This is a genomic window from Oceanobacter sp. 5_MG-2023, assembly GCF_030548165.1.
Taxonomy (GTDB): Bacteria; Pseudomonadota; Gammaproteobacteria; order Pseudomonadales; family Oceanobacteraceae; genus Oceanobacter.
Genome location: NZ_JAUORS010000006.1, coordinates 131,388 through 155,526, shown reverse-complemented (window position 1 = coordinate 155,526; position 24,139 = coordinate 131,388). Strand labels below are relative to the sequence as shown.

Below are 24,139 nucleotides of genomic sequence, written 5' to 3'. Positions count from 1 at the left end.
AACATATTATCTATTGTCAATGCGAGAACCAAACGCTCTTGCAGAAAAGGGAGAGGCAGAAGCGCCGGGAACAGGCCGTGAAAATGAGATGCAGGTGGCAGACTGCTGGCCAGCGTAGCAATGCCGCGAGCCAGGGGACGTTATCGTTCCAGTTTGATGATTTCGTCCAGCAATTCTTTTAGTTGTTGCATCTTTTCGGGTGATAGCTGGTTGGTCATGGTTTCGTAGCAGCCTTCCAGACGTGGGCTGACGTTGGCAAACATGATTTTGGCTTTTTCGCTCAGGCTTATCAGGACACGGCGCTGGTCTTCGGTCGACTTGCGGCGCTTGAGGTAGTCCTGGGCTTCCAGCCGGTTGATGATGCCGGTCAGGCTGGGGCTGAGAATGCAGCACAGTTCGGCCAGTTGTTTGGATTCCAACTCATGATGTTCATTAAGGGCACGAATCACGCGCCACTGTTGTTCGGTCAGGCCGATTTCCTGTAACACCGGGCGGAAAAAAGCCATGGTGGATTCTCGGGCCTTGAGGAGTTTCAGGGGAATGGAGTCATCAAACTTGCGCATTGGGGGCGGTTCCGTGCTGTGGTTTTGAGAGCTGCCGTGGCCGCTGCCTTCATCTTTGTCGATGTCGGTTGCCAGCAGGAGCAATACAGGGTGTTCAGAAAAAACCATCTCATTAATATATTAAGTAGATGGGTAAAATAATAGCGCATATGAATCAAAAAGACAGCGTAAGGCTCAGGTGAAGGCCGGGCGCTGGCTGGGCTGGTTGGCCGGTTGTCTAAAGTCTCGCGGGGTCAGTCCGGTTTGTTTACGGAAAAACCGCGAGAAATACGATGGATCAAGAAAGCCGAGATCAAAGCCGATGTCATTGATCGATTTGTTCGAGTACAGCAACAGGCGTTTGCATTCTTGCAGTATGCGGTCGTGAATCAATCGCTTGGGTGGGCAGTTGGCTACTCGATGGCAGATCTGGTGCAGGTAGCTTTCGCTGACTCCCAGCGCTGCGCAGTAATGACCCAATGGCCAGCGCTGGCGGTATTCGTGCTCAACCAGCAGGGAAAAGCGGCGGAACTGGCGCAGTTCTTCGCTGTTGACTGTGTGTGAGGCCGAGGCTTCCGGTGCCAGCCGCAACAGTTGCAGCAATAGCAGCCGCACCAGCGATTCCAGCGCAAAGGTGCGATCCGGGGAAGGGGTGTCCCATTCATCCTGCAGCATCTGGAAAATATGGGTAATGCGGTGCCAGGCGTGTGTGTCCTTGTCGCTGAGTAGCCGCTGTTCAATGCCGATGGGCTGAATCCGCTCGGCTTCTATCTGGCTGTTCTGGCTGTCGCGCAGCAGCTGCCAGATCAGCGACTGATTGACGGTGAGGACATACCCGTTGGCGTCTCGCTCGGTCATGAATGAGTGAGGCACCGCAGCAGGGGTCAGGAAGCAGCAGGCCCCCTGGCAGTGATACACCTGTTCATCAATGTGAAAATGGGTGTCACCGGCTTTGATCAGATGAATTTGCAGAAACTGGGCGTGCAGGTGCACCGGCATGTCGCGGCCAAAAAAGTCGGCCATGCGACCCAATACATCGAAGTGGATGTTGGCATCCCGATAGTGTTGGTCGTAATCCTGGCCAATCACGATGTTTGGGATCCATTCGTTAAGATGGTTAATAGGCATAAGTGATTCTTTTTATTGTTGTTTTATTGTTATTGAACCATGTCGGGCGATGCGTGCCGAGGTTGGCCCGTGTTAATACACGGAGCCTTTTTCTTGCGTCGGCGCTGCAATGGTCGCCTTGAACTCAGCCGCCAGCCCGGTGGTGGATTTCACCAACAGTCCGGTATCGGTACCCACACCGACAAACAGGGTACCCAGTTCAATATAGCGCTTGGCCAGTGTCTTGTCGGCAATCAGGATGCCGGGGGCTTTGCCAGCGGCGACGATTTTGGCAATGGATGCTTCAATCACGGCCTGTACGTCGGGATGCGCCGGGTTACCAATATGGCCCATGGCGGCACTCAGGTCGGACGGACCAATAAACACGCCGTCGACACCATCAACCGCCAGAATATCATCCAGTGCAGCAACCCCGGCGGGGGTTTCAATCTGGATTAAAACACACATCTGCTGGTTGGCGGTGTGGAGATAGTCGGCCGTGCGGTTAAATTCTGATGCCCGTGCCAGGGCACTGCCAACCCCGCGAATACCTGCCGGAGGGTAACGGGTTGCCGCGACAACGTCGGCGGCCTGTTGGCCGGATTCCACCATGGGGGCCAGAATGGTCTGGGCACCGAGGTCGAGAATCTGTTTGATCCGAACGCTATCCGGCCAGGCCGGGCGGACAATGGGGGTTACCGGATACGGTGCCATCGCCTGTAATTGGCCGAGTATGGTCTGCAGGTCGTTCGGGGCGTGTTCGGCATCGATCAGCAGCCAGTCGAAACCGGCCCCGGCAATCAGCTGGGCGGTGTAGCTGTTGGCCAGCCCGAGCCACAAACCGATCTGTGCCTGTTGGCCGGTCTGGATCGCTTGCTTGAATGTATTGATGGGGGCAGACATACCGTCTCCTTGATTGGGAATCGAAGCCTGCAACCAGCCTTCGATTCTTGTGTTCCTGGCTCCCGCGCTCCTGCGCAGTCGCTATTATTTGAAGTAGCAGCTGATTTGCCCAAGCTCGCCATAATCGACCTGAAAGGTGTCCCCCTTGCGGGCGGCGACCGGACGGGTAAAGGACCCTGCCAGAATAATCTGCCCCGGCTCCAGCGTAATGCCGTACGGGTACAGGCGGTTGGCCAGCCAGGCGACACCATTGGCCGGGTGGTTGAGTACTCCGGCTGCCACGCCGGTTTCTTCAATCACGCCGTTGCGGTACATGATGGCACTGATGCGGCGCAGATCGATATCCATCGGTTTGATCGGGCGGCCACCGAGAATGATCCCGGCATTGGCGGCGTTATCCGCAATGGTATCAAACACCTTGCGCGGGCGACCGGATTGAGGGTCGATGGACTGGCTACGGGCGTCGATCAGTTCCAGCGCCGGTATCACATAATCGGTGGCGTTGTAGACATCAAAAATGGTGCAGTTTGGCCCGTTCAACGGCGCTTTCAGGATAAACGCCAGCTCTACTTCGATGCGCGGCACAATAAAACGATCGGTAGGGATTTCCGCCGCATCCTGGAACAGCATGTCGTCCAGCAGGGTGCCGTAATCCGGCTCATCTATCTGGGAAGACATTTGCATGGCACGGGAGGTCAGGCCAATTTTATGGCCGATCACCTTGCGGCCTTCGGCCAGTTTCAGGCTCAGCCACTCACTCTGGATCCGGTAGGCATCCGGGATGGTAATGTCCGGGTGTTGCAGCGAGATCTGGCGGATTTGCTGGCGTTCTTTTTCCGCCTGATGCAGCTGTGCGGCACAGTCTTTGATGGTGTCTTCAGACAGCATGACTCAAGCCTCCGTGGTCAGGGATTTCAGGTACTGGCTTTCGTTGATGATGTAATTCACCAGACGACCCACTCCTTCGACTTCGGTCACGATTTCGTCACCCGGTTGTACGTCGGCCAAACCCTCCGGAGTGCCGGTGAAAATCATGTCTCCGGGTTCCAGTGTCATGATGGCGCTCAGGTACTCGACCAGAAACGGAATATTGAACACCATATCTTCGGTGGACCCTTCCTGCTTCAGCTCACCGTTAATGTAAGTGCGCAGGGCGAGGTTATGCGGGTCGGCAACGTCTGCTGCGTCGATGATGTAAGGGCCCAGGGGGGTGCAGGTATCGCGGCTTTTGACGCGCAGGTTGGGGCGGTAATAGTTTTCCAGATAGTCGCGGATGGCGTAGTCGTTACCCACAGTGTAGCCGCCGATGTAGTCCATGGCCTCGGCACGGGAAACGTTTTTGGCCGTTTTGCCAATCACCGCCACCAGTTCGCACTCATAGTGCATGTAGTCAACCTGGTCGGGGCGATAGGTGTTTTGGCGATGGCCCAGCAGGGTGTTGGGAGCTTTCAGGAAGACCAGGGGTTCTTCCGGTGCCTTGAATGCCAGTTCGGCAGCGTGGTCGGCGTAGTTCAGGCCCAGGACAAACATCTTGCCGGTGCAAGGTGGCTGCCAGTTGGCTTCGGTTTCTGCGATCACAGTGCCATCGGCCAATACGGCATTGTGGCTGTCATTGACGGTGACGTCGGTGAGCTGGTCGTCGACCAGAATACGTGCGCGTTTCATGTCTGTTCTCCTCAGCCTTGTGCCGCATCAATGGTTGCTTCGTTAACAACAGGGTTTTCCAGTACACCGACAGATTCGATGTTGATGGATACGGTATCGCCAGCCTTCAGATAGAGGGCATCGGTACGCTCTGGAGTACCGGCAATGATCAAGTCTCCGGCTTCCAGGGTCATAAAGCTGCTCAGATAACTCACCAGCTCGGCTACGCCAGCGCGCAGCTGGTCAGTGTTGGTGGCGTGAACCTTTTCACCATTAATAGAAGTGACGATGGACAGTGCTGCCACGTTGGCAACGTCAGCCGCATCCACAACCCAGGGGCCGATGGGACAGAAGCCATCGCGGCACTTGGCTTTCACCGCCGGGCGATAGAACGAAGTTTCGACCAGAGAGACTTCGTTGACCACGGTGTAGCCGCCGACGAATTCCAGCGCCTCGGCTTCGCTTACACGGGTGGTTTGTTTGCCAATCACGATGCCGATGGATGGGCCAGCGTAAACCGGCGTGCCATCCGCTGGGGCAGGAATCGCCGCGCCGTAACCAATGTGGGTGTTGTCGGTTTTGATGTGCAGAACCGGACGCGTTGGCGGATTCACATGCGGCTTTTCGCTGAAAGACGGTTCCAGTTTGGCGTACAGGCTTTTGTCGTTCAGGGCGATACCAAAAACAGTGCCGGTCGTGGCAGGTAAAACAGTTTCGTTGGTGAGGTCCTGAGTGTCAGCGGTGGCCAAAGTCACCTCGGTGGCGACGCCATCCTTCAGGATGCGGCAATGCCTCATGGCGAGATCTCCAGATCGGGTTTTTATTAGTTGTGCTGCAGGCACCGCTACTAAAACAGAGCGGTGAGAAACACCAGAACGCGTCCATAACCGGACGAATTCTTTTTTGTTTACATGTTAATTAGTTTTGCGTTTAGGGAGGAAAAAGTCAATAAGTTAATATATTAATTATTGTGGTGGGCTACAGATTGGCTGAAACGCTAACGACACAAGCGGTGGGTAAAAATCGGATCATAAAGGGACTGACTCCTTATGATCCGATCAGAAAATCAGCAGTTAACGACTAACTCTTCAGCTTGCGCCAGTATGCTGTGCATGACGTTTTTGCGACTGGGAATACTTACAACGAAGGCTTTGAAGGGTTCCAGATCCGGGTAGGCCGCAATGGCTTTGGCAAGTTTTTCCTTGCGATCTTTTGCCCATTCGGGAGCTTCTTGGGGATGAATATATGATTGGTAATTGGCTATCAGGAAGGCCAATACTTCTTCTGCTCGGTGCAATTCTTCCCTCAGGTAACCTTCATATTGCAATTTGTCATACATCTCGTTTGCGACTTTGGGGTAGCGGCTTAAAGTCATGTCGATTTGTTCAAAGGTCAGACTTTGCAGGCGATAGCAGGCCTTGAATTTTTCTCCGTCGAAGGGTTCTGCGTCCAGGTAATGCCGCATCAATGAAGAATGACTGTGCGGCGACAGGAATCTATCACCAGTATCGGTGAGAAATTCGGCCCGAATCGATTCGTGCTGCCAGTATTGGTCAACCAGTTGGCCGTCTTCGCAGTGTGCCAGTGCAAGGGCTCTGAGTTTTGCCGGGCATTGCTCATCTTGTAAAAGCCCCGTTAACTCGCTTTGAAACTGCTGGTGCAGTTCGCCACTGTCGTTCTTGATATCTTCATTTAGGGTATAGATCGCATATCTTTGGACATATTCATCGCTATCGGTTGCGAGTTGGAGCAGGTTCTGTAATGGCAGGATCTGTTCTCTTCTAGCTACCTCCCTGCGCACAGCTGGCAGTTTGTCGTTGCAGAGCATCTGCAGAATTTCCAGGTCATCGCTGTTCTCTGCCAAATCGATGCGGGCAGCCTTGTTACCAAGGGATTTCAGGCTGGTTTTGTCGGGGGTGAAGGATTTGATCAGTCCGCGGCGGGCAGCTTCAATGGAGGCGGACTGGCGAATGGAGCTGTCCTTGTCGTTGGTCAGCAACAGAATTAATTCGTCGGAGGCTGGTTGTTGGGGATGTTTGACCAGGGCTTTGCGCAGAGTAACAGAACCAACGGCGGCAATGATTTGATAAACAAATTCGCTGTGAAGATGCATTCCACTGTTCAGCAATGCCCTGTGCAGGTAACGATCCGCAGTTATCGCAATTTGGTTGACGTGGTTGGGGTTGAGGTACTGGTATCCGATCGCTTCTCTTATCAGTTTGGAGTACGTTTCTGATGCCATCATGTCGTCAAAAATGATTTCCAATCTTTCTTTGAAAGCATACGGGAGCTTGTGTCTGGATGGTGATACGGCTTGGCCGGATTCCAGCAGATGCAGCGCGTAAACCGGGTTCTGTTGCAGGTCATCGGGAACGTAATACACCAATTTGCGATAAAAGGTTTTTGGACACTTGGGATTGCGGGCCATCAAGCGGTCAATCAGGGAGTAGCCCAGTGTACGTTTACGAAACGTTTCCTGCAGCGATTTGACCGTAGTGGAATGGTCTCTCAGTACGGGGAGATCCTGTTTCCAGTCATCCAGTTCGGCAATGCGATCCAGTATGTCGTTGTTGTCGATGAATTGGTTGCCTATCTGGGCGTTGACCCAGTTGTTCGGACCAATCATGCCCAGTGCCTGTTCGGGCGTCAGGTTAGGGTTAGTGGCCAGCGCAATAAGGACGTGTTCGTCCCAGGTGGTCATCAGCTGATTGATTCGCTCGGCGTTGCGGGTGTGTCTGGCGATACCGAGCTGAGCCCATTCGGGTAACTGGCGGGTTTCTGCAATGGCGATGATTTCCGCATTGGTGTTGTTGTGCAGTGTGGCAGTACAAACACTGAGCGCATCACCATTGCGGACGACATTGATCAGGTCGTCGCTGCTCAGGGCATCTGATAACAGGCTGTTGATGAAGCTGGTTTCCTGAATGCCTGTGTCTTTCGTTGATGTGTTCTTCGACGATGTGTTCTTTTTGCCTGGGGATTTCCTGGCTGGCTTTTGTTTTGGGTGATATTCCAGTGGCAGCTGGCGCAACGCCGCTTCCCGAACCGGTTTGCTTTTGTCCTGGCTCAGCTGAATCAATAATTCCAATGGACACTGCTTGTCGGACGCTGCCCTCACGCGAGCCTGACGTGCTCCTGAATTGGCGAGAAGGGTTAACTGCTGTTCAGACAATTGCGGAATAAAGTCCGCCATTGCATCGATGTCTATTTTCTTGCCGGTTGCACAGGCCCGGTTCAAAGCAAACTCGGCAAACAGAGGGTGCACCGACGCAATCAGAAAACGGCGCTCTTCCACGGTTGAGCCCGGATACCAGGTGCGTAATGTCCAACGCAGACTTAATAGGCCTGAATACATGCTTTCCGAGAGCAGTGTGATGGCGGCTATTTGGCGGGTGTCTTCTTCAATTTGAAGGCGCAGGTCTTTCAGTTCGGCTCCGCACAGGGCCTTTACTTGCTCGGTCATTCGTCCTTTGCTTTCGAGCTGCTGGAACCATTGAGGGATCATAAACCCCAATTGTTGTATGAAGTGCTCATCGCTATTGGGATGTAACACAATCAGCTCTAACTGAGCATCGCTGCAGTGGCTGCGAAGCAGCAGACTCCATTTCAGAAACCAGCACTGGCAATCTGGCAAGTTCAGGCATTCGTCGATCAGTGAATCGCTGGCTTCACTAATGGCTCGTGCGACTTTCAGCATGAATGTGGGGGACGGGCTGCCTTTTCTCACTTCCATTGGACTGCTTGCCCAGAAGTACTGGCTGGAAATGTATTGTTGGGCTTCGTGTTTCAGGTCTATTTCCATGTCATTAACTCCTTGTTTATATCGTTTCGGTTTGTTCTGCCTGATTGATCAGTTGCTGCAATAACTGTTGGTCTTTTGCGTTTTGAAGTTGTGCCCGAAAATCCTTGAACGGCTGCAGAGATGGTTCCGACTTCAGAGCATCAGCAAAGTCCATGTGGCTGTTTCGGTTGGCATGATCGATGGCTTTCTGCAGTGGGCAGTGAGCAAGCATATTGGGGTGCTGCTTGATCAGGTAAATCAGGGAGCTGACGGAGGTACCATGACTTTCACCGATATGTTTTTTGAGCATGCTGGCCGGATCCTGTGTTTGAGTCGCTAGCCGCTCGATGATCTCAGCCGGTACTTCTTCTATCTGCAGTAGCCAAAACGATTTGTCCGCGCTCTGGATGTCCAGATAGGTGTTGAATAGCAGCAAATGGCTACCACTTTTGGGGCCGGCAAATCTTCGAATTTCTCTTTGCTCTAACATGTCTTCAAGCAATGGGGCTTTGTCGCAATACACTAACACCCTGGATTTCAAGCTTGGAGAAAAGTCGTTGTTTTCAAGAATTTGGGAAATAGCTGCTTGTAGCTGATCCCTGGATGGTGGCGTTGCCGATCCCATCATTCGATCCAGTATCCAAACAGCACTGCTGACGACTTGGTTGTCGCTATCGGTCAGTAGCTTTTCCAGACAAGTCAAAGGTAATACCTGCTGATGTTCGGCCAGCGCCCGACGAACATCCCGAACCTTGTCTTCACACAGCATGTGCAGAATGTCAGGGTCGCTGCTGCTTTTGGCCAGGTCGATGCGTGCGGCCTTATTGCCCAGGGTACGGAGGCTGGTTTTATCGGGTTTTTGGGCAGAGGCCAGTCCTCTCTTCGTTGCTTGGTTACCTGCGGCCTGCCGTACCGAGCTGTCCTTGTCGCTGGTTAATTGCCGCAATAGCTGTGGATACTCCCGCTTCAATTTCAGTGACGCTAGTTGTTTACGTTGTAGTGGCGTACCGGTTGTTGCTATCAGGCGATAGACAAATTCGCTGCAGTGGGGCGTGCCTTCCCTCAGGATGCGATTGTGAATATGGCGGTCGTCAGTGATGGCCAGTCGGTTAGCCTCATTGGGGTTTAGCGCTGTTGAACCGGCAACCCGGCGGAGCAGGGCGTCGTCATTTGCGTAACGATTCAAGGCATCAGTGATTGCCATTTCATAACTATCGGAGGCATTGTCCAAGTCGGCATAAATTGAGTCTGGCTGAAGCGGTTGGGGAGCTACCGCTTTGCCACTTTCAAGCATCGACAGGGCGTAGGCTGGATTTTGCTTTAGATCCTTGGGGCAGTACGCCGCCAGACGTTTGTAGTAAACCTTGGGGCAGTTCGGATGTCGCGCCATCAATCGGCCTACGACTTCGAAGCGAAAGCCTTTTTTATTAAAGAGTGTTTGTAGCTGTTTGGCTTTAGTGTCGGGATTACGCAAGGTTGCCAGAATATCTGGCCACTTTTCTGGTTCGGTAATTGAGTCCAGAACCTCTGGGTCGTCGATAAACCGGTTGGCGATGATGGCATTGCACCAGTCGTCACCGAGCAGCTGTAAAGCCTGTTGCCTGGTCAGTGCGGAGTTGGCTGCCAGCGCTATCTTGATGAACTTGCTGGCGCCCTTCAGTAGTGAAATGATGCGCTTCTCTTAGTCTGTGTATCTGGCGATGCCGAGTTGAGCCCATTCAGGTAAATCACGACTTTCGGCGGCACGAATAACATCGATGGTGCTGTTGCTATGCAAGGTGGCAGCACAGACGGACAGGGGGGAGCCAGCTTGGGCAATTTCCCGTAACTGCTCTACCGGTACGGCTTTCTGCATTAATCGAAGGTCAAAATCCGGTGTGATTGCTTGCTGGCTGTTTGTCTTTTGTGCTGCGGACTGTTTTGCTGCCAATTGAGCGCGAACCGATGCGGCTTCCCGAACCTTTTTGCTGCTGTCTTTGGCAAGTTTTTTGAATAGTTCATCGGAAGTGCTTGAGGATTGCGCCGCAGCCAGTCGTAATTGCCAGTGCTTCGAGCTGGCCATTCGCTCAAGGTGGTGTGGTTGAAACTCGGTCGCCAACCGCAGGAAAATCTTCAGGTCTTCGGCGCTACATTTTTCATCAAGGCTGGCCAGCATGTAGTTCAGCAGAATTTCCGGGGGGTAAGTCTTTATCGGGTTTGATGAGTCTTTGAAAAGCTTTCTCAATCCTAGTAATCCATTGCTATCAAGTAACGCGTATTCGATGTCTGTAAACTGTCTCGGACGGACTACGTTTAAGCGCTTGAAGGTCTCATCGAGTATGATCAGATAGCTTGGGGCATTGGTATGGCTTAGAAGCTGGGAGCATTGATCGGTGGTGAGGCCCTTGCGCAAAATGAATACCCAGGCAATGAACCATTCCTGGCATTGCGGCGATTGAAGGCACTGCTCAATTACACAAAAATCAACGCTGTTAATTGCTTCGATCGTTGCCAGCGCCTCTTTCAGTTGCTGTTGATTTTCTTCTTGCCGCCAGAATCCATAGGCTGGGTATTTATCTCCCCAACCTTCATCGTATCGAAGCTCTTCGTCTGGGGCTTGTAGTGATTGCTTGATCAAATCAATCGTCATTTTCTTAATCCTTCAAATCGACTTTGCCCCCAAATGGAAACAGGGGGCTTTTGGGATTTCTTTGGGCTAACCAGGACAGATACTCTTGCTGGTTGGCTGAGCGAGGTGGTACCACCCATAACACGTCAATACCGGGTGGCTCGGCGGGAAATTCTCCAAAGCCGTCGGTGAAGTAAATGGCCACTGAAGGGCGCTCCAGCAGGCTGTGCTCGGTTGCCAGAAAATTGAAGTAGGGCACAAAGCTGGTGCCACCGTCACCGACCGGTTGCGGCAGGGGCTGATTGCGTTGCAACAGATGTGGGCCGTTGAGTTCGATATCAATGTAGAACAGCCGGGCAATGATATCCGGGTGGCTATTCAGAATGGCTTCTACCTCGTTCAGAAAGCTCGATAGCTGATCGCGTTCAATGGAGGTGCTGGTGTCAATAATGATGTCGACGCGCAACTGCTCGGATTGCAGGTATTCCAGATACAAGCCTTGATGCAGCAATCTGGGGTCAAACTCGACGTAATCGTTTCGTGAGGGAATCATGTAGTGGCGCAGCATGGCGCGCCAGTCGAGGCTGTCCTCGCGCAGAATTTCAAGCTCAATGGCTAACGACGAAGTGGTATCTCCGGGTAGCAATCCGGCAGGTAAGTGGCTGGCATTTTGTTCCGCCTGGCCGATGGCAATGTGGCCATTTGCCAGCTGTTGTACAGTTGCCAGCGCGCCTCGCCAGTAGTTTTGGCTATTTGTGCTTTGCTGCTGCAAGTCGACGGAAGGCTGGCGCAACAGGTCGTGATGGGGTGTTCCATTCATGTTTTTCGAGCTTGGCTTGCCGGTATCAGAGTCTCCTTCAGTGCCCGCATTTGAGGAAGTGCATTGCTGGGAGGCTGAAGGCTGTTGGCTGGCTGCTGATTCGTCCATATTAACCGGCGGCAGTAATTGATAAACCTCTTCAACCGAATACCCGGCAAAGCCTGTCTTTGAGCATGTTCGGGGGGCTGCCGGAAAGCGGGTAGTCTCACGGATAATCTGGTTTACGACAATATCGGCGGCTTCATTCCAGCGGGATTGCTCTCGTTCTCCCATTCGTTGCTGGTGGTTCAACGCCAGATGAAGTAACTGGTGCAGAAGGTAGCTGGTTTGTTCTGGTTGGGGCAGAGAGCTTAAAAATCCGGGTTCCACTCGTAACGTCTGACCTGCCGTTTCGGCAATGTGAACCTGATTGTCTGGCTGGAAGCGGGCAAACATGGCCAGACTGGCCAGGAAAGGATGCTGCCTGCGTAACGTCAGTACAAAGCGGGTCCAGAGGTCATCCAGATTGTCTTGAAAAGGGAACATGTGGCTGGTCCTTGTTGTTCTGGCGAACTCAATCAAGTTCCATCATTAACCCTGCAAATTGCGTCAGATACTGTCGCGCTTTTTCGTTGCCAATAATTTTTGGGGTGAAAGCAGAGTATTGCTTACGCTGTTTCAGAACAGGCACCAATTCAGAGACAAACATCTGAATCCATTCTGAGCTTGCTTGCTCAATCAGCCACTCAAAACAATGCACGGCTTGTTGGTTTTTTTCCGCTCGGCTGATCAGGTGACAGATCAATGCATAGCGTAAAGAGGGTTCTTGAGGAAACTCTGCTGTGGATGTGCCTTTGAGGATGGCTTCCATGCCCGGCAAATCGTGTTGCAAACGGCAGAAGGCATGAAACTCCAGTGCACAGGCATCGCCGACAGCGGGCTCAATCGATAAACCGATCTGGTGGAGACGGGCAGCCATTTCCCAACTGCGTGGTGATGGCCAGGCCGGATTGGTCGGGTGCATCTTGTGCAGCAGGTCACTGCGGAAACTTACAAAGCCGATCACGTCTGGATGCAATCCGGTTGCCAGAGCATAGGCGCGGAAGTCATTGATCGATTCGTTCAGCGTCAGGTGGATAAATCGGTTGGCAAGCGGCGCAGGCATATCGTAAACCGCAGCGCGGTCGGTGCTGTGGTTCCCCGCTGCCCAGACCAGCCAGCCATCAGGCAGGCAATAGTCCCCAACTTGCCTGTCCAGCACTAGCTGTTGGGCCACACCCTGCAGTGCGGGGGGAGCCATATTGATTTCATCCATAAACAGGATGCCTTCGCCTTCCTGAGGCAGAAATGCAGGGGGATACCAGTGGGTCATGTTCTGATCCGGTACTGGAATCCCACGTAGATCACTGGGCATCAACTGGCTTAAGCGCACGTCGATAAACTGCAGTTTGTTTTGTTCACAGAGGCTGCGCACGATGGAGGATTTACCAATTCCCGGTTTACCCCACACCATTACGGCCTGGTGCAGGCGGTTCTGGATAAGGAGTTGCAGGTAGTTTTGCAGTTCAGTGACATTCATACGACGAAACATTTCCTTGTTGAATATTCTGGATAGTGCCAAAAACAGACACTTGTTGACAGGCTTTGATGCCTTGTCAGTGAGCCTTCCGTTGCCATTTATCTCCCCAAAACTCCGCCAAAGTCGGTGGCTCTAACGTGCTGTTTGACATTTGTCAGTTGACATTATTTAACATGTTAAATAGATTGATTAATATATTAACTGGTTTGCGGCTCATCTGAGAGCGCCAACTGTGAGAACACAGAGTCGCCAGCGGCTCGTTGAAAACAAGAAAAGGCAGACACTGATGATCAAGAATCTGATTGACGGCAAATGGGTTGAGAGCAAGGAAACCTTTGAAACGGTGAATCCTGCTACGGGTGAAGTTCTGGCTGAGGTGGCTCATGCCTCGCCAGAACAAGTGGCAGCGGCGTGTCAGGCGGCGAAAAATGCCTTTCCGGCCTGGGCCAACATGCCGGTCGCCAAGCGTTCCAAAATCATCGAGAAGCTGGGGGATCTGATTGCCGATAACGTCGATGAGCTGTCGGCGATGGAAACTGCAGATACCGGTTTGCCGCTGTATCAGACGCGTAACGCCTTGATTCCACGGGCGTCCAGCAATTTCTATTTTTTTGCTGAAAAAGCCAAACAAATGAACGGTCATACCTACCCGATGGATGACCAGATGCTGAATTACACCCTGTATCAGCCAACCGGTGTCTGTGCGCTGATTTCGCCCTGGAACGTGCCGTTTATGACCGGTACCTGGAAGACTGCTCCAGCCCTGGCACTGGGTAACACGGCAGTAATGAAACAGTCCGAGTTGTCGCCACTGACTACGGATTTTCTGGCTCGGCTGTCGCTGGAAGCCGGTATTCCAGCGGGTGTGTTTAACGTGGTGCACGGTTTTGGCGGCACCACAGGCAATGCGTTGATTACGAACCCTGATGTCAATGCCATTTCGTTTACTGGCGGTACTTCGACCGGTAAACACATTATTGCCAATGCGGGCCTGAAGAAGTTTTCGATGGAACTGGGCGGTAAATCGCCGGTGATGATTTTTGATGATTGTGATTACGAGCGGGCGTTAGACGCGGCGGTGTTTGGCATTTTCTCGATCAACGGTGAACGCTGCACCGCTGGTTCTCGCATTTTTGTGCAAGAGGGTATTTACGATCGCTTCTGCGAAGAGTTCGCTGCCCGTGCCAACAAGATTACTGTCGGTGATCCGATGAATATGGATACCAAGGTAGGCTCTCTGATCAGTCAGGGCCATTGGGACAAGGTCACCGGCTATATCAAGATTGGTATTGAAGAAGGCGCCACGCTGATTGCCGGTGGCCCGGAGAAACCGGTCAATGAGTTGCCGGATCATCTGAAAGGCGGCCACTTTGTGCGCCCAACCGTATTCCGTGACGTCACCAATAATATGCGTATTGCCCGTGAAGAAATTTTCGGCCCGGTCGCGGTGTTGATTCCGTTCAAGGATGAAGCCGATGTGGTAGCGATGGCGAACGATAATGACTACGGTCTGGCGTCCTACTTGTGGACTCAGGACGTGGGCAAGGTGCATCGCATTGCCCGTTCGGTAGAAGCCGGGATGATGTTTGTGAACAGTCAGAACGTCCGTGACCTGCGTACTCCGTTTGGTGGTGTGAAGGGTTCCGGTACTGGCCGCGAAGGGGGGGATTACAGCTTTGAGGTGTTCTGCGAACCGAAGAATGTCTGTGTCAGCATGGGGTCGCACCATATTCCGAAGTGGGGTGTGTAGCCATGCCGCATTTTGTTGTCGACTACTCCGATAACTTGCATGAGTTGCTGGATTTTCAGCCGCTGTTCAAGGCCTTGCATGACTATGTGGTATCGACCGGTGCATTCCCGATCGGGGGCGTGCGCAGCCGTGCGATTCGTTGTTATGACTACCGGGTAGCCGATGGCCGTGAGGGTTTTGGCTACCTGAACCTGAGCCTGAAGATTGGTCATGGCCGGGATATGGCGCTTAAACAGGCTGTTGCGGAACGGGTGTTCGAGACTCTGTGTGACTGGATGCAACCGGTCACGGCTGAGCGCTATGTGCAGATTTCATTTGAAATGACCGAGCTGGATCCGGTGCTCAAGTTTAATAAAAATAATATCCATCCACTGTTTGCCTGAAGGGTTTTACTGAGCAAATTGCCGGTGCTCTGGGCCTGCTCACTTGGTCAGGCTCTGCAAGGGATGGTTTTGCGGTGTTATTGGCTGCGGTGTGCGGCAGCTGATGCTTTATCTATCATCTGAAGCGGGCGATAGATAACAATTGATGACAATAAAAAATACCCCGGCAGCAAGACAGAAAAGCCTGCACTCACGGCTTTGCCTGTTCGGGAAATAAAAATATTACGAGGCCGAAAATGATAACAATTACACATCGTCTGAAATCTGCCATGTCGGTACTGGTTCTGGCTGCGGGTACTGCCATGGCAGCGCCGGCATTTTCCGAAACCATTTTGCGGGTCGGTACCTGGTTGCCACCAACCAATGCCCAGAATGCGGTGGTGTGGCCAACCTGGGCAAAGTGGGTGGAAGAAGCGACGGAAGGTCGCGTCAAGGTCAAGGTGGAGAACAGTTCGGGCCATCCCAAAACCTTGTTCCAACTGGTTGAAGATGGTGTTTACGATGCCAGCTTCAGCTACCACGGTTATGTTCCTGGTCGTTTCAAGCTGCCTCAGATTGTTGAGCAACCCGGTCTGGGTGTCGGTGCCGAGGCGGCATCGGTGGCTTTGTGGCAGGTGTACGAAAAATATCTGAAAGATGAGGGTGAATTTGAAGGTCTGGAGGTGATCGGTATGTTCACCCACGGCCCTGGCCATATTCATACCAAGAAGCCGATTAATTCCTTTTCTGATCTGGAAGGCATGAAGATCCGGGTGGGGGGTGGCGTCCAGAGCGTGCTGGCAGAACGTATGCACGTGACGGCGGTGGGTGCTCCTGCTCCGAAGGTCTACGAAATGCTGCAGCAGGGTGTGATCGACGGGGCATTTCTGCCGATGATGGAGCAGAAAGTGCTGCGCCTGAACGAAGTAACCACCAGTGTGACTGTCTTGCCTGAAGGTCTGTACATGGGCAGTTTCTCGATTTTTGTTAATCCTGAGTTTATGGAAAGCTTGGAGCCTCGTGACCGCAAAGCGATTTTGGCGGTGTCAGGTGAAAAACTGTCGGCCATGGCCGGTCGTGCCTGGGACGCGGGTGATGCAGAAGGTTACCAGGCAGCCAAGGCGGCCGGAGTGAAGATCGTCCATGTCTCGGCCAAGGATTTGATGTCGCGCCAGTTTGAAACCCTGACCCAGGGTATGGATGAAGAATGGCTTGAGTCGGTGTCAGATCGTAGTGGTGATGCCCGTCAGGCGCTGAAGGAGTTGCGTCGTATTGCTCGCGGCTATGTGCCGGTCGACGCCACCGCTGTTCCTGCGGCAGAGTGAGGTGATTATGAGTGCTTTTAGCCATTGGCTTGCCGAGCACTACGAAGAAAAAGGGCCTGTCGTCTGGCTGGCCTTTTTTCTCGAAGCCTGTGCGGCTGCGGTGCTGATGTTGTTGATGCTGCTGACCTGCTCCGACGTGATTGGCCGCTACTTTTTTAATAACGCCGTCGATGGTGCGGTGGAATTGACGGAGTTGGGCCTGGCGATTCTGGTGTTTGCCGAAATGCCGGTGATCACCTGGCGTGGTGGTCACGTGGTGGTGGATATTCTGGATAACGTGTTGGGTTCGGCGTTGGTGAAGGTGCTGGGTATGGTGTCGGCACTGGCGATGTCGGGCGCAATGTACTTTTTGGCAGAACGGATGTTCTATCTGGCCAACCGGTCATTACGGCGCGAAGTCGTCACCGAGTATCTGGAAATCCCCACGGGTTATATCGTTCACTACATTGCCGCCATGAGTTACGTCACGGCAGCTTTGCTGGTCAGCTATGGCATTTACCGAATCCTTACTGAACCCCGACACTAGGCCTTGTACCGAACGACGGTATGACGTTGTCAAGCGGGGTCGATCCATCTTCATCGCGGATATTCATTATGATCGAAGCATTAATCGGATTTGCCATTTTATTGGCATTGATTGTTTTGGTTCGCATCCCTATTGCGTTTGCAATGGGCATTGTGGGCTTCTTCGGCTTTGCTGTTTTGCAGGGCCTGACGATAGATAACTTTATGGATTTTCGTTGGACCGGTGCTTTGTCACTGGCATCCAACCGGGTCATCGATACTGCCCAGGAGTATGGCCTGTCGGTGATTCCTCTGTTTATTCTGATGGGCAACCTGGTGACCAAATCCGGGTTGTCACAAGAGTTGTATCAGGCATCCAATGCCTTTCTGGGGCACCGTAAAGGTGGCTTGTCGATGGCTACGGTGGTGGCGTGTGGTGGTTTTTCGGCCATTTGCGGGTCATCGCTGGCGACCTCGGCCACCATGGCCAAAGTGGCGATGCCGCCGATGCGTAAATTTGGGTATGCCGATTCGCTGGCGACCGCCTCGATTGCTGCCGGTGGCACTCTGGGCATTCTGATTCCTCCCAGTGTGATTCTGGTGATCTACGGGTTATTGACCGAATCCAGTATTCGCGAGTTGTTCGCTGCGGGTTTTATTCCCGGCATTCTGGGTATTTTCATGTATCTGGGGGCGGTACGGTACGTTGTCTGGCGCAATCCGGAAGCTGGCCCTCGGGGTGAAAAAATGAGCTGGTCAGAGCGACTGGATGCCATGAAGGGCGTTTGGGGTGTATTGGTTCTGTTCACCGTGGTGATGGGGGGGATTTATCTGGGGGTTTTTACACCCACAGAAGCCGCCGGTATTGGTGCCGGTGGTGCCTTTATTATCGCGCTGATGCGGCGTTCGTTAAGTATGGGAGGCCTGTTTGATGCCCTGACAGATACTGGTCGTACCAGTGCCATGTTGTTTGCTGTATTGATCGGGGCGTTGATTTTTTCTGACTTTATCAACCGGGCAGGATTACCGGATGACTTGCTGAATTTTGTGACCTCGTTGGAGATTGGTCCGATGGGAGTCATCCTGGTGATTCTGGGGATTTATATCGTGCTCGGCATGGTGTTTGAGAGCTTGTCGATGATGTTGCTGACGGTGCCGATTTTTTACCCGCTGGTGCAAAGCCTGGGGTTCGATCTGGTGTGGTTTGGCATCGTGGTCGTGGTGGTGACTGAAATCAGCCTGATTACACCGCCGGTGGGGATGAACGTATTTGTGCTCAGTGCGGTATTACGGGATGTCAAACCGGCCACGATATTTAAAGGCGTCACGCCCTTCTGGTGTGCCGATATTGTGCGTTTGGCGTTGATTGTCTTTATACCGGTGATCTCCATGATCCTGCCTGAATTGCTGTATCGATAACAACAGACAACCATGAGGGACTTGATATGTTGCCTGAAGTAACCCGTATTTTGTATGCCTCGGATATCCAGGCAGGGGCCCGGCCGGCATTTCGTACCGCGGTGAGCCTGTGTGGCCAGTACGCGTCGGAAATCACCTTCCTGCATGTCGTGGAGCCGGTGCGTAGCAATGCCGAAAAACTGGTGCGCTCAATGATGGCCGCCGACCATTCACTGCAAGATTTGCACGACAACAGTTTGCAACACATCCAGCAACAGGTGCAGGAGCGGGTTGATCGTTTCTGCCGCGAAGAACTGGATGCGGCGGCGATGCTGGATGGCGGCAAACTGACGACCTGTGTCAAGGAAGGCACTCCCTGGAAGCAGATTCTTGAGGTTGCGGAGGCCATTAATGCCAGTGTGATTGTGATGGGAGTACGCCATCAGCACAGCCTGGTAGGCAGTACTTCCAGCAAAGTGGTGCATCACAGCAAACGGCCGGTGTTGGTGGTGCCCATCGGGTTGGCCGGATAAACCGTGAATACCTCGGTAACGGGTGTTCAGGCCCATGAAGGGTCAGGAGGCTTGGCGCAATCGTCTCTTTGGGGATGTAGCGGGTCGACTGAAGCGATCGTCATGGCACCAGAAAACCATTGGGGTGCTTGTTACTCCAGCTGGAAAATCCAGCGACTGGAGGCGGTGAATGGCGTCAGACAGCAACAGACACTGGCGGCCGCAACGCTGGAACTGTTGCTGTGTGAGCGGGGCTTTCCAGAGGTCTCTGTGGGCACCAGGGTGTATCGGATGGTGCCGGGGCAGTCGCTGTTGCTGATGCCGGGTCAGTCACGCTTGATCAGCAGTGACACCAGAACACGGCTGGTGATTGCCAGTGTCCAGCAAGGCAATATCTGTCACCGGGCGTTGGAGTTGGGGTTGGTCTTGCCTGCCGGAAACTGGCAGCAGCAAGCACCGTTGAATCCCAGCACCAACAGTCAGCTGCTGTTAGGGCTGGCGACCAAAATGCTCGATAGCGTGGAGCCACTGGAAGGTATTTGCCGCCATTGTTTTGAGTTGATGGAGCACTGCATTCTGGATCTGTGGGAGTTCCCCGGGCGACCCATGTTCCAGCGCCAGCCATTGCTGGATATCCGTTTGCAGCATTGCCGTGATTACATGCTGGCGCGGCTGGATCAGGAGTTTTTGCTGGAGCCTCTGGCCAGCCAGTTGGCACTGACGGTACGCAGCCTGTACCGCTTGTTCCGGATACAGCTGAATCAGACCCCGACGGAATACTTCCGGCATCTACGGCTGGAAGCGGTTTATATGCGACTGAGCCAGCCCGGGTTGTCGAAAAACATCACCCAGGTGGCGATGGAGTACGGCTTCGTTAACATGGGGCGTTTTGCCCGGCAGTACCGTGATTACCTTGGGGAATTACCCTCTGAAACCGTGCGTCAGAGCCGATAAATCATCCCGTTCTGAATGTATTCCGCTGCTGCTGGATCCGTCGCCCGGTGTGACGATATTTGGGGGCTGTAGGTAATGGACCGGTGCTTGGCTGGCCGGTGCTCGGGCGTTAATGCCGTTGCTGTAACTGCGGATTCTGGATCGAGTGGCGCTGGATATACACCGTCACGGCCTGACTGCGCAAAATTTCCTGACCACTGGCGTTATTGATAACGGCTTCCAGTGTGTGCTGGCCGCGCACCAGCTGGTTGATCGGCAAGCTGTTGTCGCGTCCGGATGTCACCGGTTTGCCATCGACCAGCACCACAAAGGTATCTGAGGCCCGTAATGCTGGCAGGGCGTCGATCACGATGTTCAGGCTGGCGGCCAGTCCGGTGGGGATATTGTCCTGATTGCCGGGGCTGAGAATTTTCAGGTGAGTGTAAAACTGTCCGGCTTGGGCAGTGGTTTGGGTCTGGCTGGTGGAGGTGGCCGACGGCGCAACAAAGGCGGGGACGGTGGGCAACTCTTCCACTTCGTGGGGTTCTGAGCCTTCACTGACGCGGTCACTGAACACCAGGTTGCCTTCCGCATCCCGGGATACATGCACCTGGGTGGCGGCAAAGGCATGGCTGGTGGTCAGACAGAACAGGCATAACAGCCGGGTCATCACAGAACGTCGAAGGAATATCGGGCGCATGAGGGAGTCTGTACTCTGTCATTGTGTAGGTTTGGTGACAGCTTACCCGAGTTTTTGCGGCAAGGGTGAATGATGTGCAGCGCTGGAATTCATCGTTATGCTGCAGGCGTTGAAATTGTGAACTGGTTAAACAGGAAGACAGATGATCGGATTGATTCAGCGGGTTGCTCACGCCAGTGTGGCGGTGGATGGTGAAGTGGTTGGCGAGATCGGTGCAGGGTTGTTATTGCTGCTGGGAGTGCAGCCAGACGATACCACGGCGACAGCAGACAAGTTGTTGCACAAGGTGCTGAATTATCGGGTGTTCAGTGATGATCAGGGGCGCATGAATCGCAGCCTGTTGGCAGCAGGGGGGCAATTGCTGGTGGTGTCGCAGTTTACTCTGGCAGCGGATACCGGACGCGGCTTGCGCCCGGGCTTTTCAACCGCCGCGCCTCCGGCATTGGCGGAATCCCTGTACGATTATTTTGTCGCAGAGGCGGGGCAGTGTGTTCATACTGCCAGCGGCCGGTTTGGTGCTGATATGCAAGTGGCGTTGACCAACGATGGCCCGGTCACTTTTTGGCTGAATGTTTAACCCTGTCATTTTTTGAGGACCTTATGGATTACTCTGCAATAAAACACGCTCACGCCGGTCTGGCTTATTTGTCGGCCTTGTTGTTTCTGGTTCGTTTCGGTCTGGCGTATGCCCAGTCCGGGGTGATGAAAAACAAACTGGTTAAAATCCTGCCGCATGTGATCGATACCATCTTGCTGGTGTTTGCTATCTGGCTGTGTGTGCTGATTGGCCAATACCCGATTGTGGATGGCTGGTTGACGGGCAAGGTGATCGGGCTGGTGGTGCTGATTGGTGCCGGTGTGGTGGCGATTCGCCAGCGCAATATTCCGGCGGCTGTGCTGACCCTGGCGATGTATGGCTATCTGATCGGGGTGGCAAAGAGTCATAACCTGTTGTCGTGGCTGGCCTGATATTGCTGGCTTGATATTGTGCCTGATTGCAAAAGACTTTTACGGCTGGGGTTATGGCTTGGATTCTGACGGCGCAGGCGCTTTACTGACTCATTGATCTCACATTGTACCGTCACTGTCATCTGATCGGACACGGGCGGTTGCACGGAGCTGTCCATGAGTAAATCCGATTCTGTCTTATCTACCGCCCGTACGGCGAGCGCCCCTTCCATTGTGGGTGGCGGCCCCAAAAAAGTTTTGTATACCTTGCAGACCGTTGGTCGTATTGGCTTGATCAATTCTGCCAAGGCACTCAAAAGCCACAATGCCTGCAAAGCTTGTGGTCTGGGGATGGGAGGGCAGCATGGCGGCATGACCAACGAAATGGATGAATTTCCGTCGGTCTGCAACAAGAGTATTCAGGCCCAGTCAACGGATATCCAGCCGCCAATACCAGAGGCTGTTTTTCAGCATACGCTGGAGGATTTCCAGCAACTGAGCCGTTATGAGCTGGAACATCTTGGCCGTTTGAATACGCCGTTGTTCAAACCCGCTGACAGTGACCAGTATCAGGTGCTGAGCTGGGAGTCGGCATTTGAGCGTATTGCCGAGCGTATGCAGGCAACCCCTGCGGAGCGCAGTTTTTTCTATTCCTCCGGGCGTTCGTCCAACGAGGCCGGTTTTGTGTTGCAGTTGCTGGCACGATTATCGGGTACCAATAATGTTTCCAACTGTTCGTATTACTGCCATCAGGCGACCGGTGTTGGTCTGCAATCCACGGTGGGTTCGTACACTGCCACCGTGGAGCTGGAGGATCTGGTGGAGTGTGATCTGGTGGTGCTGGTGGGAGCCAATCCGGCATCCAATCACCCGCGGTTGATGCATAAGCTGATGGCCCTGCGTGAACGTGGCGGTCATGTGGTGGTGATGAATCCGGCCAAGGAATCCGGGCTGGTGAAGTTTGCTGTACCCAAGAGCCCCCGTTCCATGCTGAAAGGCGGCAGTGAAATTGCCTCCGAGTATTTGCAGCCCACAGTGGGGTCGGATATCTGGTTGTTGTACGGCATTGCCAAATCCCTGCTGCAACAGGGGCTGATGGACGATGCCTTTATTCAGGCGCATACCGAAGGCAGTGACGCCTTTCTGACGCTGGTCGCGGCTTTGGGCTGGGCTGAAATTGAAGAGACAACCGGTGTTCCTCAGGCTGATATCGACCGGATTGCGGCTTTGTACGGGCGTTCGGAAAAAGCGATTTTTGCCTGGGGCATGGGGGTAACGCACCACACCCATGGTGCCGATACGGTGGAAGCCATCGCCAATCTGGCCTTGTGCCGGGGTATGGTTGGCAAGCCGGGGGCCGGACTGTTGCCGCTCAGGGGCCACAGCAATGTCCAGGGGATCGGCACCATCGGGGTGAAGCCGGTGTTGCCCGAACAGGTGTTTCAGGCACTGGAGGAAGAGTTGAACGTGCAGCTGCCAACCGAGCCGGGTCTGGATACGCTGGCCAGCCTGGAGCAAGCCCATGCCGGAGAGATGGATCTGGCGGTTATGCTGGGTGGTAATCTGCTGGATGCGACGCCAGATACACGCTGGGCCAGAGAGGCACTCGACCGGGTCAAGACCAAGGTATTCCTGACCACTACGCTAAACCGGGGGCATGTCTCCGGGATGGAAAACAGCGAAGCCTTTGTATTGCCTGTCGCGGCCCGGGATGAAGAATTTGAACCCACCACACAAGAGTCGATGTTTAACTTTGTGCGCTTGAGTGATGGCGGCATTATCCGGTTGGATAACGTTAAGTCCGAAAGCAGCATTTTGCTGGAAATGCTCAAGCGCGGTGTGCGTCAACCGGGCCTGAATCTGACCTCGATCGAGTCTCATCAAGGGGTGCGGGAATGTATTGCGCGGGTGATTCCGGGTATGGCTGGTCTGGCGGATATCAGTGACAGTCAGCGGGAGTTCCATATTCCCAACCGGCTGATCAAAACGCCGGAGTTTGCGACCAGCAGCGGCAAGGCTCACTTCCAGACCCATTCATTGCCGGATCTGGCAAGGGCGGCTGAGTTTCCGTTTGCTCTGATGAGTGTGCGCAGCGAGGGGCAATTTAACTCCATTATCTATGAAGAAGCGGACAGCTATCGTGGTACGCCTAACCGCTGGTCGGTATTGATGTCGCCACAGGATATGCTGGAAAAGGGCATCAAACCGCAGCAGAAGGTGACGTTACGTTCCCCTAATGGCTGTATGGAAGCGGTTGAGGTTTACCCGTATGGACTGAGCCGGGGGGCGGTAATGGCCTATTACCCGGAAGCCAATGTGCTGACAGGGATTGAGCGTGACCCCAGAAGTCATACCCCGGCCTTCAAGTCGGTGGCGGTGGCGATAGAGGTGTGACCCGACGACGGTTGATGCAGCAGGGCTGACATCTGCTGCTGATCCAAACCGGGTGCCGATCGGTTGACAGGGTTAAATGGATAACTGTATTCCATTAATGGAATAATCATATCCAGTCGATTGGGCGCAACCCACCTTTGGGTTGTTGCTGCTGATTATGGGTTGTCAATCGTGTAATTGAGGCGTTTTTCTCACAAAAAAGGCACTTTGGTTGCTTCTGGTTCCTTGTCTTTTTCTTTTAAGTTAAAAACCATTATTGTCATAAATAATTAACAAACTGTTGTTATAAGCAGGACTAATTCCATGGCTTTCCGGGTTGGTTTAATAACGTTTATACGTTACTGGCTGCC

22 protein-coding genes are annotated in these 24,139 nt (G+C 53.4%); 10 read left to right on the top strand and 12 right to left on the bottom strand.

The features are described from left to right. Positions 1–140: 140 nt before the first annotated feature. The 11 genes from hpaR to Q4551_RS06155 form a co-directional block, all read right to left on the bottom strand. Positions 141–563: a homoprotocatechuate degradation operon regulator HpaR gene (hpaR, locus tag Q4551_RS06205; RefSeq protein ID WP_303432549.1), complete on the bottom strand. Its 423-nt coding sequence runs from the start codon at positions 561–563 to the stop codon at positions 141–143. A 174-nt stretch (positions 564–737) separates the two neighbouring features. Beyond that, the gene (hpaA, locus tag Q4551_RS06200; protein WP_303432548.1) at positions 738–1,670 is read right to left on the bottom strand and encodes a 4-hydroxyphenylacetate catabolism regulatory protein HpaA; all 933 of its coding nucleotides are present in this window, start codon (positions 1,668–1,670) and stop codon (positions 738–740) included. Between the two features lie 72 nt (positions 1,671–1,742). Next, positions 1,743–2,552 (bottom strand): 4-hydroxy-2-oxoheptanedioate aldolase, encoded by an 810-nt coding sequence (gene hpaI, locus Q4551_RS06195; protein WP_303432547.1) that lies wholly within the window; start codon positions 2,550–2,552, stop codon positions 1,743–1,745. Between the two features lie 84 nt (positions 2,553–2,636). Then, complete coding sequence (hpaH, locus tag Q4551_RS06190) at positions 2,637–3,440, bottom strand: 2-oxo-hept-4-ene-1,7-dioate hydratase (protein ID WP_303432546.1); 804 nt, start codon at positions 3,438–3,440, stop codon at positions 2,637–2,639. Positions 3,441–3,443: 3 nt separating this feature from the next. After that, positions 3,444–4,217: a fumarylacetoacetate hydrolase family protein gene (locus Q4551_RS06185; RefSeq protein WP_303432545.1), complete on the bottom strand. Its 774-nt coding sequence runs from the start codon at positions 4,215–4,217 to the stop codon at positions 3,444–3,446. 11 nt (positions 4,218–4,228) lie between these two features. After that, complete coding sequence (locus tag Q4551_RS06180) at positions 4,229–4,993, bottom strand: fumarylacetoacetate hydrolase family protein (protein ID WP_303432543.1); 765 nt, start codon at positions 4,991–4,993, stop codon at positions 4,229–4,231. A gap of 269 nt (positions 4,994–5,262) precedes the next feature. Next, positions 5,263–7,998 (bottom strand): HEAT repeat domain-containing protein, encoded by a 2,736-nt coding sequence (locus tag Q4551_RS06175; RefSeq protein WP_303432541.1) that lies wholly within the window; start codon positions 7,996–7,998, stop codon positions 5,263–5,265. 16 nt (positions 7,999–8,014) lie between these two features. Continuing rightward, complete coding sequence (locus Q4551_RS06170; RefSeq protein WP_303432540.1) at positions 8,015–9,451, bottom strand: HEAT repeat domain-containing protein; 1,437 nt, start codon at positions 9,449–9,451, stop codon at positions 8,015–8,017. Positions 9,452–9,658: 207 nt separating this feature from the next. Beyond that, positions 9,659–10,606, bottom strand: coding sequence for a hypothetical protein (locus tag Q4551_RS06165; RefSeq protein ID WP_303432539.1), 948 nt, complete (start codon positions 10,604–10,606; stop codon positions 9,659–9,661). A gap of 4 nt (positions 10,607–10,610) precedes the next feature. Continuing rightward, positions 10,611–11,930, bottom strand: coding sequence for a VWA-like domain-containing protein (locus Q4551_RS06160; RefSeq protein ID WP_303432538.1), 1,320 nt, complete (start codon positions 11,928–11,930; stop codon positions 10,611–10,613). 28 nt (positions 11,931–11,958) lie between these two features. After that, the gene (locus tag Q4551_RS06155) at positions 11,959–12,963 is read right to left on the bottom strand and encodes an AAA family ATPase (RefSeq protein WP_303432536.1); all 1,005 of its coding nucleotides are present in this window, start codon (positions 12,961–12,963) and stop codon (positions 11,959–11,961) included. Between the two features lie 286 nt (positions 12,964–13,249). Between Q4551_RS06155 and hpaE the strand changes: the two genes are divergently transcribed. The 7 genes from hpaE to Q4551_RS06120 all read left to right on the top strand — a co-directional run bounded on the left by hpaE (position 13,250) and on the right by Q4551_RS06120 (position 19,768). Next, a complete protein-coding gene (gene hpaE, locus Q4551_RS06150) occupies positions 13,250–14,713 on the top strand; it encodes a 5-carboxymethyl-2-hydroxymuconate semialdehyde dehydrogenase (RefSeq protein ID WP_303432535.1) in 1,464 nt (487 codons plus the stop codon). A gap of 2 nt (positions 14,714–14,715) precedes the next feature. Further along, positions 14,716–15,096 carry a 5-carboxymethyl-2-hydroxymuconate Delta-isomerase gene (locus Q4551_RS06145; RefSeq protein WP_303432534.1) on the top strand — a complete coding sequence of 127 codons (381 nt, stop codon included), beginning with the start codon at positions 14,716–14,718 and terminating at the stop codon, positions 15,094–15,096. A 236-nt stretch (positions 15,097–15,332) separates the two neighbouring features. Next, complete coding sequence (locus tag Q4551_RS06140) at positions 15,333–16,400, top strand: TRAP transporter substrate-binding protein (protein ID WP_303432533.1); 1,068 nt, start codon at positions 15,333–15,335, stop codon at positions 16,398–16,400. A 7-nt stretch (positions 16,401–16,407) separates the two neighbouring features. Next, the gene (locus Q4551_RS06135) at positions 16,408–16,926 is read left to right on the top strand and encodes a TRAP transporter small permease (protein ID WP_303432532.1); all 519 of its coding nucleotides are present in this window, start codon (positions 16,408–16,410) and stop codon (positions 16,924–16,926) included. 68 nt (positions 16,927–16,994) lie between these two features. Beyond that, positions 16,995–18,323: a TRAP transporter large permease gene (locus tag Q4551_RS06130; RefSeq protein ID WP_303432531.1), complete on the top strand. Its 1,329-nt coding sequence runs from the start codon at positions 16,995–16,997 to the stop codon at positions 18,321–18,323. Positions 18,324–18,349: 26 nt separating this feature from the next. Beyond that, positions 18,350–18,835, top strand: coding sequence for a universal stress protein (locus tag Q4551_RS06125; protein WP_303432530.1), 486 nt, complete (start codon positions 18,350–18,352; stop codon positions 18,833–18,835). A 3-nt stretch (positions 18,836–18,838) separates the two neighbouring features. Next, positions 18,839–19,768, top strand: a complete 930-nt coding sequence (locus Q4551_RS06120; protein WP_303432528.1) for a helix-turn-helix domain-containing protein — start codon at positions 18,839–18,841, stop codon at positions 19,766–19,768. Between the two features lie 109 nt (positions 19,769–19,877). Here Q4551_RS06120 and Q4551_RS06115 read toward each other — a convergent pair whose 3' ends face one another. Next, on the bottom strand, positions 19,878–20,447 hold the full coding sequence (locus Q4551_RS06115) for a hypothetical protein (protein WP_303432527.1): 570 nt from the start codon (positions 20,445–20,447) through the stop codon (positions 19,878–19,880). A gap of 142 nt (positions 20,448–20,589) precedes the next feature. On the opposite strand from Q4551_RS06115, the gene dtd reads away from it, so the two are divergent. The 3 genes from dtd (at position 20,590) to Q4551_RS06100 (ending at position 23,789) form a co-directional block, all read left to right on the top strand. Then, positions 20,590–21,024, top strand: coding sequence for a D-aminoacyl-tRNA deacylase (gene dtd / locus Q4551_RS06110; protein WP_303432525.1), 435 nt, complete (start codon positions 20,590–20,592; stop codon positions 21,022–21,024). A 23-nt stretch (positions 21,025–21,047) separates the two neighbouring features. Further along, on the top strand, positions 21,048–21,416 hold the full coding sequence (locus Q4551_RS06105) for a SirB2 family protein (protein WP_303432523.1): 369 nt from the start codon (positions 21,048–21,050) through the stop codon (positions 21,414–21,416). Positions 21,417–21,572: 156 nt separating this feature from the next. After that, entirely contained in the window at positions 21,573–23,789 is a 2,217-nt protein-coding gene (locus Q4551_RS06100) for an FdhF/YdeP family oxidoreductase (RefSeq protein WP_303432521.1), read from the top strand. The last annotated feature ends 350 nt before the right edge of the window (positions 23,790–24,139 follow it).